Genomic DNA, 17,516 nt, shown 5'->3' on the forward strand with positions numbered 1-17,516 from the left:
GCCACGCCCATGAACACGCTCCAGCCGCTTCGCCACATCACCGCCGGCGTGCTGGACGTGGCGCTGTACGAAACCGGCCCGGCGGACGGCCCGCCGGTGTTCCTGATGCACGGTTTTCCCTACGACATGCATGCCTACGCCGAGGTGGCGCCCCTGCTGGCGGCGCAAGGCTGCCGGGTCTATGTGCCGAGTTTGCGCAGCTACGGTGCCACGCGTTTCCTGAGCGACGCCACACCGCGTTCGGGCCAGCAGGCCGCGTTGGGCGCCGACCTGCTGGCGCTTCTGGATGCGCTGGCCGTGCCACGCGCGGTGCTCGCGGGTTACGACTGGGGCGGCCGCGCCGCCTGCGTGGTGGCAGCCCTCTGGCCCGAACGCTGCGCCGGCCTGGTCTCGCTCAACAGCTACAACATCCAGAACATCGCCAAAGCCATGGTGCCGGACACGCCGGACAACGAGCACAGTCTCTGGTACCAGTATTACTTCCACAGCGAGCGCGGCCGCGCGGGTCTGGCGGCCAACCGGCGCGCCTTCTGCCGCCTGCTCTGGAAACTGTGGTCGCCGACCTGGACCTTTGATGACGCCACCTTCGAGCGCAGCGCCGCAGCTTTCGACAACCCGGACTTTGTGGAGGTTGTCATCCACTCCTACCGCCATCGCTTCGGCCTGGTCGCCGGTGATCCGGCGCTGGCCGACATCGAGAGCCGCCTGGCGGCGCAGCCGCCCATCACCGTGCCCAGCATCACCTTCGACGGCACCGACGACGGGGTGCGCCCACCCGCTACCGCCGCACAACACGCACGCCTCTTCACCGGGCCGCGTTCACACCGCATCGTGCCCGGCGCCGGCCACAACCTGCCGCAGGAAAAGCCGCAGCTGTTTGCCAACGCCGTGCTTGAACTCGTGCAGCAGGGACTCCAGACATGAACACAAACCCCGAACTCCTCAGTGAGCACGCCTGCTTCGGCGGTGTGCAGCGCTTTTACCAGCATGCCTCCAACACCATCGGCCTGCCGATGAAGTTTTCGGTGTTCCTGCCGCCGCAGGCCGCGATAGACGCCGCCGGCGGCACCGTGCCCGCGCTGGTCTATCTGGCGGGACTGACCTGCAACGAGGAAACCTTCATGGTCAAGGCCGGCGCGCAACGCCTGGCCGCCAGCCTCGGCCTGGCGCTGATCGCACCCGACACCAGCCCGCGCGGCGCGAACCTTCCCGGCGACGCCGAGAGCTGGGACTTCGGCGTCGGCGCCGGCTTTTACCTTGATGCCACGCAGGCACCGTGGTCGCAGCACTACCGCATGGAAAGCTATATCACCACCGAGCTGCTGCCACTGCTGACCGACACCTTACCCCTCAATGCCAGCCGCATCGGCATCTTCGGCCATTCGATGGGCGGGCACGGTGCGCTGACGCTGGCGCTGCGCCACCCCGGCCTGTTCAAGTCAGTGTCGGCGTTTGCGCCGATCTGCGCACCCAGCCAGTGCCCCTGGGGCCACAAGGCCTTCACCGGCTACCTGGGTGCCGACAGCGCCACCTGGTCGGCGCACGACGCCACGGCGCTGATGGCCGCGCTGCACACCGCGCCCTACCCGGGCGGCATCCTGATCGACCAGGGCCTGGCCGACAAGTTTTTGTCGGAGCAGTTGCACCCGCAGCTGTTCGAAGCCGCTTGCGCCCAGGCCGGCCAGGCCTTGCAACTGCGCCGGCATGCGGGTTATGACCACGGTTATTACTTCATCAGCACCTTCATGGCCGACCACCTGAACCACCACGCGCGGCAGCTGTCGGAGTAAATGCCTAAAAAAGACTGCCCTGCGCAGAGGGCCGCACCGACGGCCTGAACTGGCTGAAGTCCAGCTCGGTGCGCTGCCGGTTCAGACCCAGCCGGTGGCAGGTTTTTTCAAAACGCTGCTTGATCAGGTCGGCCCACAGGCCGCTGCCTTTCATGCGCGAGGCAAAGTCACTGTCATAGTCCTTGTCGCCGCGCATCTCCTGAATACGCGCCATGATGCGCGACGCACGTTGCGGGTAGTGCAGTTCCAGCCACTGTTTGAACAGCGGCGCCACTTCCCAGGGCAGGCGGACCACGGTGTAAAACGCCGTGCGCGCGCCGGCCTCAAAGGCGGCCTGCAGCACCTGCTCCATGTCGTCGTTCACGAACGGAATCTGCGGGGCCACACTCACACCCACGGGAACACCCGCGTCCGCCAGCGCCCGGATGGTGCGCAGGCGCCGGTGCGGCGCGGCCGCGCGCGGCTCCAGCTTGCGCGCGAGTTCGCCGTCCAGCGTGGTGATGGTCACATAGACCGCGGCCAGACGGTCGGCCGCCATGGGCGCCAGCAGGTCCAGGTCGCGCTCGACGCCGCTGGACTTGGTGACCAGTGCCAGCGGATGCCGCACTTCCTGCATCAGTTCGATCAGGCCGCGCGTCAGGCGCAGCTCACGTTCGACCGGCTGGTAACAATCGGTGGCCGAACCGATGTTGATCAGCTTGGGCACGTAGCTGCGTTTGCCGAGGTCGGCGCGCAGCATGGCGGCGATGTTGCGCTTGGCGATGATTTTTGTTTCAAAGTCCAGGCCCGGCGAGAGGTTGAGGTAGCTGTGCGTCGGCCGCGCGTAACAGTAGACGCAGCCGTGTTCGCAGCCGCGGTAGGGGTTGACCGAATAGTCGAAGTAGATGTCGGGCGAATCATTGCGGCAGATGGCACTGCGTGCGTCCTCGAACACCACCTCGGTCGCTATCGGCGCCTGGTTCGCGGCTGACTCTTCGAGCGTGCCCCAGCCGTCGTCATAAGCGGCCCGCGTGTCTTTCTCGAACCGGTGGGCCAGACGCGTGGCCGTACCGCGGCCCTTGATGGCGTGCAGGGGAATGGTGACTTCGGTCATGAGTACGCACAGAAAATACTGTACAAACAAACAGTATAGTCACTCCGCCGCCGTCCTGCCGCCCGTCACCAATTGCAGGCTGAAGCGCTACTTATTCAATAGCGGCTTGCGCCCATCCTTCAAGGGCTGGAAGCACTTTTCATTAAAAATCAGGGGATTCAGGAGACGCTGACGCCCACCCGGGGCGGCACACGCGCCGGCCGGCGCCGCGACTCCACGCCCAGGTACAGCGCCTTGCCTGCCAGCAGCGACAGGCCGAAGGCCGCCAGCATGCCCAGCGCATTGGCCACGAGCTGCGTGGGCCAGAGCTGACTGACCACGGCATTGACCCCCAACAGCACGGCAAAGTGAATCAGGAACACCGAGTAGGACATCTGCCCGAGTTGCAGCAGCCACGGCGCCTCCAGCCAGCGCGCCAGCGGTCGGCGGCGCTGCAGCACCACCAGCCCCAAAGCCACCACCAGCGCCACCAGCAGCCGGCCCCGGAAGTCGAGCACCAGCGCCAGCACGCCCAGCACCACAATGACCAGCAGCCAGCGCGCCGGCCGGGGGCTGCGCGATGCCCACCAGGCCAGCATGCCCAGGGCGTAAGCGCCAAAGAAATACAGCCCCGTCATGTCCAGCGCCGTGTGCCGGTTGAACACCGCCAGCGACGCGGCTGCGAGCAGCGCCACCCCCATGACCCCGGCCTGCGCCGGCAGGCCGGGCCAGCGCCTGTGGGTGTGGCTGGCCAGCGTGAACAGCAGCACCGTCATCACAAACAGCTGAAAATCAATCGCCACGTACCAGATGCCGGCCGACAGGGCCTCCTGCCCCACGATGTCCTGGAGCAAAAACACATGGGCCAGCACCTGCCAGAGGCTGGGAATGTCGGGCACCGAAGGATGCGGCAGCCATGGCCGCACCAGCGCCGCAACCAGCGTGGTGACCAACAGGGCCACGAAGAGAGGCGGCGCCAGCCGCTGGTAGCGACGCAGGATCAGGCGGCCGGGTTGCCGGAACACCGCAACGCCCTGGGGCGCCAGCACGCTGGCGGCCAGAAAACCGCCCACCACCAGAAACACCTGCACCGCCATGCGGGCGTAGTCGTAAAGCCAGTTCATCAGCCCCGGCGCCGCGGTGTGGACCACGTCGCTCATGGGGCCGTAAAACGCCAGGTGGTGCCAGACGATCAGCACGCAGCCCAGCGCCTTCAGGGCATCAATGCCGGGCAGGCGCTGCGTGGACGGTGTCAGGGCAGCAACCGGCGGCTTCATGCGGCAGAAAGCTTAAGCGCAGACCCTCTGGCGCGCTTCCTGGTACTCGCGCTTGAGTTGCGCGACAAAGTCGGCCGTGCTCTGCACCTTGCTGATCGCGCCAATGCCCTGGCCGCAGCCCCAGATGTCTTTCCAGGCCTTGGACTTGTCGCCGCCGAAGTTCATCTTGCTCGGGTCGCTCTCGGGCAGGTTGTCGGGGTCCATGCCGGCTGCGCGTATCGACGGGGCCAGGTAGTTGCCGTGCACGCCCGTGAACAGGTTGCTGTAGACGATGTCGTCGGAATTGCTGTCGACGATGGCCTGCTTGTAAGCGTCCGAGGCACGCGCTTCTTCAGTCGCAATGAAGGCCGAGCCGATGTAGGCGAAGTCGGCACCCATGGCCTGGGCAGCCAGCACGGCGCCGCCGGTGGAGATGGCACCCGACAGCGCGACCGGGCCGTCGAACCACTGGCGGATTTCCTGGATCAGTGCAAACGGGCTTTTGACGCCCGCATGGCCGCCGGCGCCGGCCGCCACCGCCACCAGGCCGTCGGCGCCCTTTTCAATCGCCTTGTGGGCAAATTTGTTGTTGATGATGTCGTGCAACACGACGCCGCCGTAGCTGTGTGCCGCCGCGTTGATGTCCTCGCGCGCGCCCAGCGAGGTGATGTAGATGGGCACCTTGTACTTCACGCACATTTCCATGTCGTGCTCGAGCCGCTCGTTGGACTTGTGCACGATCTGGTTGATCGCAAACGGCGCGGCCGGCTTGTCGGGATGGGCCTTGTTGTAGGCCGCCAGCGTTTCGGTGATCTCGGCCAGCCACTCGTCGAGCTGCGACGCCGGACGCGCATTGAGCGAGGGCATGGCGCCGACCACACCGGCGATGCACTGGGCAATCACCAGCTTGGGGTTGCTGATGATGAACAGCGGCGAGCCGATGATGGGCAGCGGCAACGCGTTCAGCGGGGCGGGAAGTCTGGACATGGTGTCTCCGATGATGGTTTTTGTGAAATTCTGAGCGAAAAGTGGGCCTGGCCCTTGTCAATCGGGCGACAGTCGCTATCGAATTTATAGCGATACAAATGAATCAGAAGGCCTCGAGCGCCAGCGCGGTCACGCTGTCGGCCCCTTCGACAATGCTGTCACGGATGCCGGGCGCCTTGCTCAGCAGATGGTCGGCGTAGAACACCGCGGTGGTGATCTTGGCCTGCATGAAGGCGGTGTCTTCACCACGGGCCAGATGTTCTTCGGCCACCAGCAGCGAACGCGCCATCTGCCAGCCGGCGACCACGTTGCCGGCCAGCATCAGGTAAGGAACGCTGCCTGCAAACACGGCATTGGGTGACGCCTTGGTATTGCCGGCGACAAAGTTCACCACATCCACAAAAGCTTCGCGCGCGGCCTTGAGGCGCCTGGCCACGGTCTTCGCTGCGGCGCCGCCCTGCTTGAGCAATTGCGCCTCGGTGGTTTCGATCTGCGCAGCAATGCCCTTGGCCGTCTGGCCGCCGTCACGCGCGGTCTTGCGGCCCACCAGGTCGTTGGCCTGGATGGCGGTCGTGCCTTCGTAAATCGTCAAAATCTTGGCGTCGCGGTAATACTGCGCTGCGCCGGTTTCCTCGATGAAGCCCATGCCGCCGTGCACCTGCACGCCCAGCGAGGTCACCTCCAGGCTCATCTCGGTGCTGTAGCCCTTGACGAGAGGCACCATGTATTCGTAGAAGGCCTGGTTCTGCTTGCGCACGTCGGCGTCCGGGTGGTGATGCGAGGCGTCATAAGCCGCAGCGGCCACCGAGGCCATGGCGCGGCAGCCTTCGGTGTAGGCGCGCATGGTCATCAGCATGCGCTTGACGTCGGGGTGGTGGATGATGGGCGCGCTCGCAGCGATCGAGCCATCGACCGGACGGCTCTGCACGCGGTCTTTCGCAAAGGTCACGGCCTTTTGGTAAGCGCGCTCGGCAATCGCAATGCCCTGCATGCCGACGGCGTAACGCGCCGAGTTCATCATGATGAACATGTACTCGAGGCCGCGGTTTTCCTGGCCGACGATGTAACCGACCGCGCCGCCGTGGTCGCCGTACTGCAGCACGGCGGTCGGGCTGGCCTTGATGCCGAGTTTGTGTTCGATGCTCACGCAGTGCACGTCGTTGCGCGCACCGAGAGCGCCGTCCTTGCCGACCATGAACTTGGGCACGACAAACAGGCTGATGCCCTTGACGCCTTCGGGCGCGCCGGTCACACGTGCCAGCACCAGGTGCACGATGTTCTCGGCCATGTCGTGTTCACCGTAGGTGATGAAAATCTTGGTGCCGAACACCTTGTAGGTGCCGTCGGGCTGCGGCTCGGCACGGCTGCGCACCATGGCCAGGTCGGAGCCGGCCTGCGGCTCGGTCAGGTTCATGGTGCCGGTCCACTTCCCGCTCACCAGTTTTTCCAGGTAGACCGCCTTGAGCTCGTCCGATCCGGCCGTCAGCAAGGCCTCGATCGCGCCGTCGCTGAGCAGCGGGCACAGCGCAAAACTCATGTTGGCCGAGTTGAGCATCTCGCCGCAGGCGGCGCCAATCGTTTTGGGCAGGCCCTGGCCGCCAAAGTCCAGCGGGTGCTGCAGGCCCTGCCAGCCACCTTCGGCATATTGTTTGTAGGCTTCCTTGAAGCCGGGCGTTGTGGTGACCACGCCGTCTTTCCAGCTCGACGGGTTCTTGTCGCCCTCCCAGTTCAGCGGAGACAACACGCCCTCATTGAACTTGGCGCATTCTTCGAGTACCGCCTGCGCGGTGTCAAAGCCGGCTTCCTCAAAGCCCGGGATCTGCGCCACCGCATCGATGTTGGCCAGGTGTTTGATGTCAAACAGCATGTCCTTGAGGGGGGCTTTGTAGCTCATGTCGTGTCTCCAGTGTCCAGGTGTCAATCCATTGGCCGGTCATCCGGCGCAAAAAAAGGGCACCGCCAGCGATGCCCTGTTCGTTCCGCCCGATTACAGGGCGGCGACCAGTTCGGGCACCGCCACAAACAGGTCAGCCTCCAGGCCGTAGTCGGCCACGCTGAAAATCGGCGCCTCGGCATCCTTGTTGATCGCCACAATGACCTTGCTGTCCTTCATGCCGGCCAGATGCTGGATCGCGCCGCTGATGCCGGCCGCGATATAGAGCTGGGGCGCGACGATCTTGCCGGTCTGGCCGACCTGCCAGTCGTTCGGCGCATAACCGGCATCGACCGCAGCACGCGAAGCGCCGAGTGCGGCACCGAGCTTGTCGGCCAGCGGCGTCATGACCTCGCTGAATTTTTCGGCACTGCCCAGGGCGCGGCCGCCGCTGACGATGATCTTGGCGGCGGTCAGTTCGGGTCGGTCGCTCTTGGCGATTTCGCTGCCGACAAACACCGACTTGCCGCTGTCGGCCACACCACTCACGGTTTCCACAGCGGCCGAGCCGCCGCTGGCGGCGGCTGCGTCAAAACCGGTGGTGCGCACGGTGATGACCTTGGTCGCGTCCGAACTCTGCACGATGGCAATTGCATTGCCGGCGTAAATCGGGCGCTCGAAGGTATCGACCGCATCGACCTTGGTGATGTCGGAGATCTGGCCGACGTCCAGCAAGGCCGCCACACGCGGCGCAATGTTCTTGCCCGAGGCTGTGGCGGGGAACAGGATGTGCGAGTAGCTGCCGGCCAGCGCGATGACCTGGGCGGCCATGTTTTCGGCCAGGCCGTGTTCGAAGTGGGCGCCGTCCACGTGGATGACCTTGGCCACGCCAGCGATCTGGCTGGCGGCCTGGGCGGCGGCACCGGCGTTCAGGCCGGCCACCAGCACATGCACCTCGCCGCCGCACTGGGCGGCCGCGGTGACGGTGTTGAGGGTGGCGGGACGGATGCTGGCGTTGTCGTGTTCTGCGATGACGAGTGCGGTCATGGTGTGACTCCTGGAAAACTGTTTATGTCTACGTTGTGCCGACGCTTCAAATTTGATTCGCCGACCGTTCGATCCCCGCTGCGCGGGGCCCCTCGTCCGGGGCGAATCAAATGACTTTGGCTTCGTTGCGGAGCTTGTCCACCAGCGTGGCGACGTCGGGCACCTTGATGCCGGCGCTGCGCTTGGGCGGCTCGCTGACCTTGAGCGTCTTGATGCGCGGCTTGACGTCGACACCGAGGTCTTCCGGCTTGACGTTGTCGAGCTGCTTTTTCTTGGCCTTCATGATGTTGGGCAAGGTCACGTAGCGCGGCTCGTTCAGGCGCAGGTCGGTCGTGATGATGGCCGGCAGGCTCAGGCTCAGGGTTTCCATGCCGCCGTCGACCTCGCGCATGACCACGGCCTTGCCGTCGGCCACATCGACCTTGGAGGCAAACGTGGCCTGGGGCCAGCCCAGCAGGGCCGCCAGCATCTGGCCGGTCTGGTTGCAGTCGTCGTCGATCGCCTGCTTGCCCAGGATCACCAGCTGTGGCTGCTCCTTGTCCACCAGGGCCTTGAGCAGCTTGGCCACCGCCAGCGGCTGCAATTCTTCGGCGGTTTCCACCAGGATGGCACGGTCGGCGCCAATGGCCATGGCCGTGCGCAGGGTTTCCTGGCACTGCGCCACGCCACAGCTCACTGCAATCACCTCGGTCACGACGCCCTTTTCCTTCAGCCGGGTGGCCTCTTCGACGGCGATCTCGTCAAACGGGTTCATGCTCATCTTGACGTTGGCGATATCGACACCGGTGCCATCGGATTTGACGCGGACTTTGACGTTGTAATCCACAACGCGTTTGACGGGTACCAAGACCTTCATGCAGGACTCCAGAGTTGATTGAATTGACGTGTACGTAAAGCACTTGATTCTATGCTGCGGCTACCGGCCTTCCTGAAGCACAGGCTTTGGGGAGTGAGGCGCACCGACAGGACAGATTAAAAAAAGAACGATCGTTCTATTTCATTATAAAGACCCCTTGCCCCTGAATTAGAGCTGCCGACCCAAAGCACTGTTGCCCGGGCGACAATTGCGCGCGAAATTAACAGACCGTTTGGTCGGTTAATTGGGGTAAGCATGGACAGACTGGCGCCCATCACTGACTTAAAGTGGGTGTTCCGAATGAATCAGGGCAACCCCGCCACTGAGTCAGCCCTCAACAACGTCATCCGGTCAGCCCTCTGACCGTCCGGAGTGTTTATGAAAATCAAACCGATTGCCGCCGCCCTGCTCACCGTCTGCAGCGGCCTTGCTTCTGCCCAGACCGTGCTGACCGTTTCCAGCTGGCTGCCACCGACCCACACTCTGAGCATGGCCCAGAAGGAATGGTGCGACCTGCTGGAGAAAAACACCGCCGGCAAGATGAAGTGCAACATCCTGCCGCGCGGCGTCACCGCAGCGCCCGGCACCATGGACGCCGTCAAGAACGGCCTGGCCGACGTGTCCTACACCGTGCACGGCTACACCCCGGGGCGCTTCCTCTACACCCAGATGGCCGAGTTCCCCTTCCTGGGCAACACTTCCGAGCCGATTTCCGTGGCCTTCAACAAGGTGGCCATGAAAAACCCGCAGTTCCAGGCGGAACACCAGGGCGTGAAGGTCCTGTCCTTCTTCACCCACGGCCCCGGGATTGTTTTCAACACCAAACGGCCCGTGACCAACGTGGCCGAGCTGGGCGGCCTGAAGTGGCGCGTCGGCGGCGGCATGGTCAACGAGATCGCGAAAACGCTGGGCATGAACGTGACGCTCAAGCCGGCACCCGACTCGTACGAGCTGCTGTCCGGCGGCGTCATGGACGGCACGCTGTTCCCGGCCGAGTCCACCGAGTCGTTCAAGATCGACAAACTGATCAAACACGCCACCACCTTCCCCGGTGGCCTGTACAACACCAGCTTTGTCTTCATGATGAACCAGGCCAAATACGACAAGCTCCCGGCCGACGAGAAGAAAGCCGTTGACGCCATCTCCGGCGAAGTGGCTGCGCGTATTTACGGTCGCGGCTGGGACCGCGTGGATCGTCGCGCCATGGGCCTGATGCAGGCCAACAACGTACAGGTCGTCAAGGCCGATGCGAAGTTTGTCGCCGACGTCAAGGCCAAGACCGCCCCGCTGGAGCAGAAGTGGATCAAGGACGCCGAAGCCAAGGGCCTGAAGGACGCCGCCAAGGTGCTGGCCGAGTTCCGCGCGGAAATAGCCCGCCAGGAAAAATAACCGGCTGACGTCCGAACGCCAGCCCCGGCGCGGCCTCATGGACAATGAGGGCCGCGCTTTTTTTCATGGATTGAGGCACATAGATTGAACAAGCTCATCGAGAGGGTCTGCGGCCTGCTGGCCGCCCTTGCCCTGTTCGCCATCATGGCGCTGACTTTTTTTGACGTCGGGGGCCGCAAGCTGCTCTCCAACTCCATCACCGGCTCCCTGGAGCTCACCGAGCTGCTGATGGTGGTGGTGATTTTTGCGGCCCTGCCGCTGGTCTCGCTGCGCGGCGAGCATGTGGTGTTCGACTCGCTGGACCATTACCTGCCCGAGACCGTCCGCAAGGTCCAGCGCGCCCTGATGCAGCTGATCTGCGGGGCTGTCCTGCTGGCCCTGGGCTGGCTGATGTGGCAAACCGGCGGCCAGTACCTGGAAACCGGCGAAACCACCGCCCAGCTGAAAATCCTCAAGGCACCGTTCATCTACGGCATGGCCTTGCTGTGCGCCGTGGCCGGCGTGATCCACCTGGGCATGGCGTTTCGCCCGGCCTCCGATGCCGACATGGGTGAAGGAGCCACGCTGTGACCGAAGCCCTGCTTGGTTTTGCCGCCATTTTTGTGCTGGCGTTGCTGCGCCTGCCGCTGGCTTTTGCGATGGGGCTGGTCGGCATTGCCGGCATGGGCCTGACGCGCGGCTGGTACCCGGCTCTCGCCAGCACGGCCCAGGTCGTCCATGAAACCGGTTTTGCCTACACGCTGTCGGTGATCCCGCTGTTCATCCTGATGGGCAATTTTGTCGCGCGCGCCGGGTTGGCCCATGAGCTGTTTCATGCCGCGTACGCCTTCATCGGCCACCTGCGCGGCGGGCTGGCACACGCCACCATCGCGGCCTGCGCCGGTTTTGGTGCGATCTGCGGCTCGTCGATTGCAACCGCCGCCACCATGAGCAAGGTCGCCTACCCGTCAATGAAACGGCTGGGCTACAGCGACTCGCTCTCGACCGGCGTGATTGCCGCCGGCGGCACGCTGGGCATCATGATTCCGCCTTCGACCATCCTGGTGATCTATGGCATCGTGACCGAAACCAACATCGGAAAGCTGTTTGCGGCCGGCGTGATTCCGGGCATCCTGATCGCCCTGCTGCTGATGGTGGCCGTGGTTTTCATGACCTTCATGGACCCGGAGCATGCACCGGCCGCCGAAAAGTCGAGCTGGTCCGAGCGCTGGAAGGCCTTGCGCGGCATCTGGGGGGTGCTGGTGCTGGTGGTGCTGGTGCTGGGCGGCATTTATGGCGGTGTGTTCACCGCCACCGAGGGCGCGGGCATCGGTGCGGCGGGCGCCTTCCTGTTTGCACTGGCGCGGCGCCGGTTGACGGTCAAAGCCACGTTCGAAGTGCTGGTGGAATCGGCGCGCACCACGGCCATGTTGTTCACATTGCTGATCGCTGCGACCATTTTTGCCAACTTCATGAACTTCACCTCCATGCCCAATGACCTCAAGGAGTGGATCACCCACCTGGGCCTGTCGCCGGTGATGATCGTCGCCGCGATGATGATGATTTACGTGCTGCTGGGCACCGTGATGGAAGAACTCACCATGGTGCTGCTGACCATTCCGCTGTTTTTCCCGATTGTGGTGTCGCTGGGGTTCGATCCGGTCTGGTTCGGCGTGCTGATCGTGATGGTGATCCAGATCGGCCTGATCTCGCCGCCCGTGGGCATGAACCTGTTTGTGCTCAACACCCTGCTGCCCAAGGTCGGACTGAGCCACATCTTCCGCGGCGTCTGGCCCTTTGTGGTCATGCAGGTGGTGGCGCTGGGCATCCTGCTGGCCTTCCCCGGGCTCAGCCTCTGGCTGCCCTCTTTCATGAAATAAAGGCAAGCGCCGCGCCGGGACCGGCGCGGCACGGGAGACCTCAGGGAGTCTTGACGTCTTGCACCGGCAGGGCCCGCGTGTGAATCACCCGCTGCGGGTAAGGGATCTCGATGCCGTTGTCGCGCAGGGACTGCAGGATGGCGAGATTGATGCGGGAACGCAGGTTCTGCTGGCCGTTCTCGGGATCCGTCATCCAGTAGTTCAGCGTGAACTCCAGGCCGTCGGCACCGAAGTTGGTCAGGTTGACACCCGGGCCCGGGTCGCGCAGCACCCGGTCCTGGGCGAGCGCCGCCTCGGTCAGCAAACGCATCACCAGTTCGACGTCGCTGTCGTAGCCCACCGACACCACGGTGGACTGCAGCACGCGCGGATCGGCCAGGGAGAGGTTTTCAATCCGGTTGCTGATGAACATCTCGTTGGGCACGATGGACTCGCGGCCGCCCAGCGACCGCACCACTGTGTAACGCGCGTTGATGTCCGTGACGCGGCCCTCGAAGTTGTCGACCCGCACGTTGTCGCCGATGCGCACGCTGCGTTCGGCCAGCATCACAAAACCGCTGACGTAATTGGCGGCCAGTTTCTGCAGGCCGAAGCCTATACCCACGCCGATCGCTCCGCCCAGCACCGACAGGGCCGTCAGGTCGATGCCCACCGCCGACAGCGCCATCAGCAGACCGACAAACATCAGCATCGCGCGGGTGGCGTTGCTGATGGCCTTGCGCAGCGACAGCTCGTTGCCGGTAGCCGAGCGCAACAGGCGCGTTTCAATCGCCGCGGAAATCCACAGCGTGATCAGGAGCACCACCCCGGCCGTCACCGCGCCCTCGAGCATGGTGCGCACCGACAGCGTCGAGTTGCCGACCTTCCACTTGATGTCGTCCAGCTCTTCGAGAATCACCGGCAGCAGGCCGCTGACCCAGAGCACCATCGCCAGCCAGGCCAGCCACGAGATGGTGCGCTCCAGGGCCCGCACAAACGGGGCCTCCTTGAAGGCCACCTGCAGCACCTTGACGCCCAGGCGAATCACCGCCAGCGCCAGCAGTACCGGAACCGCCACCTTGAACACCGCCACCTTGAACACCGCCACGGGGAACAGCCGCGCCAGCAGGGTCTGGGCGGCGTAGGCAAAAGTCAGCAGCAGCAGCGGAAACAGCACACCGTCGACCACGCGCCGGCCAAACAGGATGGAGTTGCCGTCGGCCACGAGGTGGGCGCGGCTGGCCATCCGCACCAGCAGCCAGGCCAGCAGTACGCAGGCGATCAGCGCTGCCAGCTCGGTCAGCGCCGTGGGCTGGGCCAGTGCGGCAAACCATTCGTCGATCGTATCGATCCGGACTGACGCCGCCGCCCGGGAGCTCACAGGGCCGGCCATTGGGGCTTCCTTTTGTCGATGAAGGCCTGCACGCCCTCCTGCGCCACCGGGTGGACCATGTTGCAGGCCATGGTCTGGCCGGCGAGCTGGTAGGCGGCCGCGATGCCGGTTTCGCGTTGCTGGTAGAACAGGGCCTTGCCCATGGCAATGGCCTCGCGCGGTTTCGCCAGAATGGCCTGCAACATCTGCTCGATTTCTGCGTCCAGCGCCTCGGGCGCCACCACACGGTTGACCAGGCCGCGCACGCGCGCTTCCTCGGCACTGATGAAGCCGCCGGTCAGCAGCATCTCCATCGCCTGCTTGGCGGGAATGTTGCGCACCAGCGGCACGCTGGGTGTGGCGCAGAACAGGCCCACGTCAATGCCGTTGACACCAAAACTGGCATGGCTGGCGGCCACGGCCAGGTCGCACTGCGCCACCAGCTGGCAACCGGCGGCCGTGGCCACCCCCTGCACACGGGCCAGCACCGGCACCGGCAGGGCCTGGATGCTCAGCATCATGCGGGTGCATTGCGCAAACAGCTTCTGGTAATAGGCCAGTTCGGGTTGCGCGCGCATTTCCTTGAGGTTGTGCCCCGCGCAGAAAGCCTTGCCCTCGGCGGCCAGCACCACGATGCGCGCAGCCGGGTCGGCAGCCACGGCATCGAGCGCGGCCTGCAGGGCGGCCAGCATCTCTTCGCTCAGGGTGTTGAAGGCGGCGGGACGGTTCAGCGTCAGCCAGTTCACGCCGCGGTCATCGCGGGTATGCAGCACGGGGGCCGGAGAATCATTCATGGCAGGACTCTACAGGGTAGGAAAAGCAACAGGCAAGAGCGACAGGCTGCAGGTCTATAAATCGGCAAGCACGCGGATGTGCGCCTCCACGCTGCGTGCCAGCGCGCCCAGGTTGTAGCCGCCTTCGAGCGAGGAGACGATGCGGCCTTTGGCGTAACGACTGGCCACGTCCTTGATACGCATGGTGATCCAGGCGTAGTCCTGCTCGGTCAGGCCCATCTGGCCCAGGTCGTCTTCGCGGTGGGCGTCAAAACCGGCGCTGATGAAAATCATCTCCGGCTTGAACGCCTCCAGGCGCGGCATCCACATCATCTCGATCAGCTCGCGGATGTCCATGCCCTTGGTGTAGGCCGGCACCGGCAGGTTCACCATGTTGGGGGCCTGCGTCTCGGCGCCGGTATAGGGGTAATACGGGTGCTGGAAAAAACTCACCATCAGGATGCGGTCGTCGCCGCGGATGATGTCTTCCGTGCCGTTGCCGTGGTGCACGTCGAAATCGACAATTGCCACGCGGTGCAGGCCGTGCCGCTCCAGTGCGTATTTGGCCGCCACTGCAATGTTGTTGAAATAACAGAAGCCCATGGCCTTGTCGCGGCAGGCGTGGTGGCCGGGCGGACGCACCGCGCAAAAAGCGTTTTCAACCTCGCCCGCCAGCACCGCATCGGTGGCGGCCAGGGTGGCGCCGGCCGCGCGCAGGGCCGCTGTCCAGGTGTGCACGTTCATCGAGGTATCGGGGTCAATCTGCGCGTGGGTCGGGCCGCCCGCCAGGATCTCTTCGGCGAGCTGGTCGCTCAGGCCGCGCAGCGAGGCGATCAACATGCGGCCATGCGCCAGTTCCAGGTCGCTGGTGGACGCCAGCGGCGCTTCACGCCGGTCCAGCGCATCGCCGACGCCGGTGATCAGGAGGCGGTCTTCAATCGCGTCGAGCCGCTCCGGACACTCCGGGTGGCCGGCACCCATCTCGTGTTTCCAGCAGTCTTTATGGGTGAAGTACGCGGTGCCGTTCATAGGAGAAATTTTGCGGTAAGGTTGATGGCATGAACGCGAAACAAAAAATTCAAACGCTTTTGAATCAGCTTAACACGGTCATTGTGGGCAAGCCGGCCCAGGTGCAGGACTGCGTCGCCTGCCTGTTGGCCGGCGGGCACCTGCTGATCGAAGACGTGCCGGGCGTCGGCAAAACCACGCTGGCGCACGCGCTGTCGCGCTCCTTCGGACTGCAGTTTTCACGGGTGCAGTTCACCGCCGACCTGATGCCCAGCGACCTGACCGGCGTGTCGATTTACGAGCGCCAGAAGGAAAGTTTCGTGTTCCACCCCGGGCCGATTTTTGCCCAGGTGCTGCTGGCCGACGAGATCAACCGCGCCAGCCCGCGCACGCAAAGCGCCCTGCTCGAGGCCATGGAAGAAAAGCAGGTCACCGTCGAGGGTGAAACCCGTCCCCTGCCCGTGCCGTTTTTTGTGATCGCCACCCAGAACCCGCACGACCAGCTGGGCACCTATGCCCTGCCCGAGTCGCAGCTGGACCGTTTTCACATGCGCATCTCGCTGGGTTACCCGGACCGCGCCGCCGAACGCGAACTGTTGGGCGGCGGCGACCGCCGCGACATGGTGGACAAGCTGGCCACCGTGCTCATGCCGCATGACCTGCTGGACCTGCAGCAGCAGGTGCAGCAGGTGCATGCGTCGGAGCCCCTGCTCAACTACCTGCAGGACCTGATCGCGGCGACCCGCTCGGGCCGCTGGTTCCTGCAGGGCCTGAGCCCGCGCGCCGGCATCGCGCTGGTCCGCGCCGCACGCGCCCAGGCCTTCCTGAGTGAGCGCGACTACGTGGCACCGGACGACATCGTGGCCGTGCTGCCGCAAACCGTGGCGCACCGGCTGATCCCGGTCAGCGACGCCGGGCGCGGCTCGGTCGAGCAGGTACGCGCCATGATCGAGGCCGTGCCTTTGCCATGAGGCGGCCCTCTCCTTGCGTGCCCGACCCGCAATCCACGGCGGCAAGGGCCTGCGACGTGCTGCATGGCAGGGCCACCCGTCCATGAACGCGGCCGTCCTCAACCCCCTGACCTTTGTGCGCGGCCGCTTTCAGCAATGGTGGCAAAGCCGCCTGCCGCTGACCGACAGCGTGCTGCTGACCCAGCGCAATGTCTACATCCTGCCGACGCGCCCCGGGCTGATGCTGGCGCTCACGCTGATGGTGCTGCTGGTTGCCTCCATCAACTACCAGCTCAACCTGGGCTACCTGCTGACCTTTCTGCTGGCCGGCAGCGCCCTCACCGGCATGCATGTGTGCCATGGCACCCTGCGCGGGCTTGCCATGAATTTGATAGCACCTCCCGCCCATTTCGCGGGCACTGCAGCCATTTTTGACGTCAAACTCACGAACAGCCGGCGCTCGGTGCGGCACGGCATCGGCATCAGCGTGCTGGCCGCACCCGGCGGGACTGGCCAGCCGCACTGGGCCTGGACCGATGTGCCGGCACAGAACAGCGCCACGGTGCAGGTCGCCTTCACGCCCCAGCACCGCGGCCTGCACCGCCTGCCCACGCTGACCGCCGAAACCCGCTTCCCACTCGGCACCTTTCGCGTCTGGACCATCTGGCGCCCCGCCGCGCAGATACTGGTCTACCCGGCGCCGGAGTTGCGCCCGCCGCCCCTGCCCCCCGGCGAGCCGCGCTCGGGCGGCGCCGACGCCTCGGCCCGCTGGCAAAGCGCCGGTGAGTTCGACGGCGTACGCGGCTACCGCCGCGGCGACCCGCTCAAACTCGTCATGTGGAAAAAAGCCGCCAAGGCCGACGACCAGGGCAATGGCCTGGTGGTGCGCGACACCCAGCAGGCCCAGCGCCACGAACTCTGGCTCGATTTCGCTCAGGCCGGCTCGCTGGGCACCGAAGCGCGGCTGTCGCGGCTGTGCGCCTGGGTGCTGCAGGCCGACAGGCTGGGTCTGCGGTACGGCCTGCGCCTGCCGGGGCTGGAGATCAAGCCGTCCGGTGGCGAGGCGCACAAACGGCAGTGTCTGGAGGCGTTGGCTTTATGTTGAGCGCCGCTGGCCTGTCAGCGAACCCGGCCTGGGTGCTGTCTCCACTTGTCTGGGCTGGGCTGGTTGAAGCCGTCTTTGCCTCCGCTGCTCGTGGTTTGCCAGCAAGCCGGGTCTCGCCCCGGCGGGCGACTCACTTTCTCTTGCTTCGCCAAGAGAAAGTAAGCAAAGAGAAGGCGACCCGATGGTCTGGGTCCCTCCGC

Annotated in this window: 16 protein-coding genes; 7 read left to right on the top strand and 9 right to left on the bottom strand. The window is 64.9% G+C overall.

All coding sequences use genetic code 11. The features are described 5' to 3' along the window. Positions 1 to 9 precede the first annotated feature (9 nt). Both B7X65_RS02585 and fghA read left to right on the top strand, forming a co-directional pair. Positions 10 to 924 carry an alpha/beta hydrolase gene (locus tag B7X65_RS02585; RefSeq protein ID WP_293592415.1) on the top strand — a complete coding sequence of 305 codons (915 nt, stop codon included), beginning with the start codon at positions 10 to 12 and terminating at the stop codon, positions 922 to 924. Then, positions 921 to 1,790: an S-formylglutathione hydrolase gene (gene fghA, locus B7X65_RS02590; protein WP_293592416.1), complete on the top strand. Its 870-nt coding sequence runs from the start codon at positions 921 to 923 to the stop codon at positions 1,788 to 1,790. Before B7X65_RS02585 ends, fghA begins: the two co-directional genes overlap by 4 nt. Positions 1,791 to 1,794: 4 nt before the next feature. Here fghA and B7X65_RS02595 read toward each other — a convergent pair whose 3' ends face one another. From B7X65_RS02595 to B7X65_RS02620, 6 genes are all read right to left on the bottom strand, one after another. Continuing rightward, positions 1,795 to 2,883 (bottom strand): PA0069 family radical SAM protein, encoded by a 1,089-nt coding sequence (locus tag B7X65_RS02595; RefSeq protein WP_293592417.1) that lies wholly within the window; start codon positions 2,881 to 2,883, stop codon positions 1,795 to 1,797. 158 nt (positions 2,884 to 3,041) lie between these two features. Then, entirely contained in the window at positions 3,042 to 4,139 is a 1,098-nt protein-coding gene (locus tag B7X65_RS02600) for an acyltransferase (protein ID WP_293592418.1), read from the bottom strand. A gap of 12 nt (positions 4,140 to 4,151) precedes the next feature. Beyond that, the gene (locus tag B7X65_RS02605; protein WP_293592419.1) at positions 4,152 to 5,105 is read right to left on the bottom strand and encodes a nitronate monooxygenase family protein; all 954 of its coding nucleotides are present in this window, start codon (positions 5,103 to 5,105) and stop codon (positions 4,152 to 4,154) included. Positions 5,106 to 5,208: 103 nt separating this feature from the next. Next, the gene (locus B7X65_RS02610) at positions 5,209 to 6,999 is read right to left on the bottom strand and encodes an acyl-CoA dehydrogenase (RefSeq protein ID WP_293592420.1); all 1,791 of its coding nucleotides are present in this window, start codon (positions 6,997 to 6,999) and stop codon (positions 5,209 to 5,211) included. A 93-nt stretch (positions 7,000 to 7,092) separates the two neighbouring features. Beyond that, a complete protein-coding gene (locus B7X65_RS02615) occupies positions 7,093 to 8,025 on the bottom strand; it encodes an FAD-binding protein (RefSeq protein WP_293592421.1) in 933 nt (310 codons plus the stop codon). Between the two features lie 106 nt (positions 8,026 to 8,131). Beyond that, the gene (locus tag B7X65_RS02620) at positions 8,132 to 8,881 is read right to left on the bottom strand and encodes an electron transfer flavoprotein subunit beta/FixA family protein (RefSeq protein WP_293592422.1); all 750 of its coding nucleotides are present in this window, start codon (positions 8,879 to 8,881) and stop codon (positions 8,132 to 8,134) included. A 378-nt stretch (positions 8,882 to 9,259) separates the two neighbouring features. On the opposite strand from B7X65_RS02620, the gene B7X65_RS02625 reads away from it, so the two are divergent. The 3 genes from B7X65_RS02625 (at position 9,260) to B7X65_RS02635 (ending at position 12,129) form a co-directional block, all read left to right on the top strand. Beyond that, complete coding sequence (locus B7X65_RS02625; protein WP_293592423.1) at positions 9,260 to 10,270, top strand: TRAP transporter substrate-binding protein; 1,011 nt, start codon at positions 9,260 to 9,262, stop codon at positions 10,268 to 10,270. An 84-nt stretch (positions 10,271 to 10,354) separates the two neighbouring features. Continuing rightward, complete coding sequence (locus tag B7X65_RS02630; RefSeq protein WP_293592424.1) at positions 10,355 to 10,840, top strand: TRAP transporter small permease; 486 nt, start codon at positions 10,355 to 10,357, stop codon at positions 10,838 to 10,840. Then, positions 10,837 to 12,129, top strand: coding sequence for a TRAP transporter large permease (locus B7X65_RS02635; RefSeq protein ID WP_293592425.1), 1,293 nt, complete (start codon positions 10,837 to 10,839; stop codon positions 12,127 to 12,129). Before B7X65_RS02630 ends, B7X65_RS02635 begins: the two co-directional genes overlap by 4 nt. Positions 12,130 to 12,169: 40 nt before the next feature. Here B7X65_RS02635 and B7X65_RS02640 read toward each other — a convergent pair whose 3' ends face one another. Genes B7X65_RS02640 through B7X65_RS02650 form a run of 3 tightly spaced genes read right to left on the bottom strand, consistent with a single transcriptional unit; the run spans position 12,170 to position 15,282 of the window. Continuing rightward, positions 12,170 to 13,501, bottom strand: a complete 1,332-nt coding sequence (locus tag B7X65_RS02640; RefSeq protein WP_293592426.1) for a mechanosensitive ion channel domain-containing protein — start codon at positions 13,499 to 13,501, stop codon at positions 12,170 to 12,172. After that, positions 13,486 to 14,274 (bottom strand): enoyl-CoA hydratase, encoded by a 789-nt coding sequence (locus B7X65_RS02645; RefSeq protein WP_293592427.1) that lies wholly within the window; start codon positions 14,272 to 14,274, stop codon positions 13,486 to 13,488. The genes B7X65_RS02640 and B7X65_RS02645 overlap by 16 nt, the downstream gene beginning before the upstream one ends. Before the next feature lie 54 nt (positions 14,275 to 14,328). Next, on the bottom strand, positions 14,329 to 15,282 hold the full coding sequence (locus B7X65_RS02650; protein WP_293592428.1) for a histone deacetylase family protein: 954 nt from the start codon (positions 15,280 to 15,282) through the stop codon (positions 14,329 to 14,331). Between the two features lie 29 nt (positions 15,283 to 15,311). Here B7X65_RS02650 and B7X65_RS02655 point away from each other — a divergent pair, with 29 nt between their 5' ends. Together B7X65_RS02655 and B7X65_RS02660 are read left to right on the top strand one after the other, a co-directional pair. Continuing rightward, the gene (locus B7X65_RS02655; RefSeq protein ID WP_293592429.1) at positions 15,312 to 16,232 is read left to right on the top strand and encodes a MoxR family ATPase; all 921 of its coding nucleotides are present in this window, start codon (positions 15,312 to 15,314) and stop codon (positions 16,230 to 16,232) included. An 82-nt stretch (positions 16,233 to 16,314) separates the two neighbouring features. Beyond that, positions 16,315 to 17,316: a DUF58 domain-containing protein gene (locus B7X65_RS02660; protein WP_293592430.1), complete on the top strand. Its 1,002-nt coding sequence runs from the start codon at positions 16,315 to 16,317 to the stop codon at positions 17,314 to 17,316. Positions 17,317 to 17,516: the final 200 nt, after the last annotated feature.

It is taken from the genome of Polaromonas sp. 39-63-25 (assembly GCF_002278925.1).
Classification (GTDB): domain Bacteria; phylum Pseudomonadota; class Gammaproteobacteria; order Burkholderiales; family Burkholderiaceae_C; genus Polaromonas.

What these genes read in the sequence shown, in the direction of transcription:
- B7X65_RS02625 (WP_293592423.1), top strand. Translation starts at nt 9,260, where the DNA reads ATGAAAATCAAACCGATTGCCGCCGCCCTGCTCACCGTCTGCAGCGGC.
- B7X65_RS02650 (WP_293592428.1), bottom strand. Translation starts at nt 15,282, where the DNA reads ATGAACGGCACCGCGTACTTCACCCATAAAGACTGCTGGAAACACGAG.
- B7X65_RS02655 (WP_293592429.1), top strand. Translation starts at nt 15,312, where the DNA reads ATGAACGCGAAACAAAAAATTCAAACGCTTTTGAATCAGCTTAACACG.
- B7X65_RS02585 (WP_293592415.1), top strand. Translation starts at nt 10, where the DNA reads ATGAACACGCTCCAGCCGCTTCGCCACATCACCGCCGGCGTGCTGGAC.
- B7X65_RS02595 (WP_293592417.1), bottom strand. Translation starts at nt 2,883, where the DNA reads ATGACCGAAGTCACCATTCCCCTGCACGCCATCAAGGGCCGCGGTACG.
- B7X65_RS02605 (WP_293592419.1), bottom strand. Translation starts at nt 5,105, where the DNA reads ATGTCCAGACTTCCCGCCCCGCTGAACGCGTTGCCGCTGCCCATCATC.
- B7X65_RS02620 (WP_293592422.1), bottom strand. Translation starts at nt 8,881, where the DNA reads ATGAAGGTCTTGGTACCCGTCAAACGCGTTGTGGATTACAACGTCAAA.
- B7X65_RS02615 (WP_293592421.1), bottom strand. Translation starts at nt 8,025, where the DNA reads ATGACCGCACTCGTCATCGCAGAACACGACAACGCCAGCATCCGTCCC.
- B7X65_RS02660 (WP_293592430.1), top strand. Translation starts at nt 16,315, where the DNA reads ATGAACGCGGCCGTCCTCAACCCCCTGACCTTTGTGCGCGGCCGCTTT.
- B7X65_RS02600 (WP_293592418.1), bottom strand. Translation starts at nt 4,139, where the DNA reads ATGAAGCCGCCGGTTGCTGCCCTGACACCGTCCACGCAGCGCCTGCCC.
- B7X65_RS02640 (WP_293592426.1), bottom strand. Translation starts at nt 13,501, where the DNA reads ATGGCCGGCCCTGTGAGCTCCCGGGCGGCGGCGTCAGTCCGGATCGAT.
- fghA (WP_293592416.1), top strand. Translation starts at nt 921, where the DNA reads ATGAACACAAACCCCGAACTCCTCAGTGAGCACGCCTGCTTCGGCGGT.
- B7X65_RS02610 (WP_293592420.1), bottom strand. Translation starts at nt 6,999, where the DNA reads ATGAGCTACAAAGCCCCCCTCAAGGACATGCTGTTTGACATCAAACAC.
- B7X65_RS02645 (WP_293592427.1), bottom strand. Translation starts at nt 14,274, where the DNA reads ATGAATGATTCTCCGGCCCCCGTGCTGCATACCCGCGATGACCGCGGC.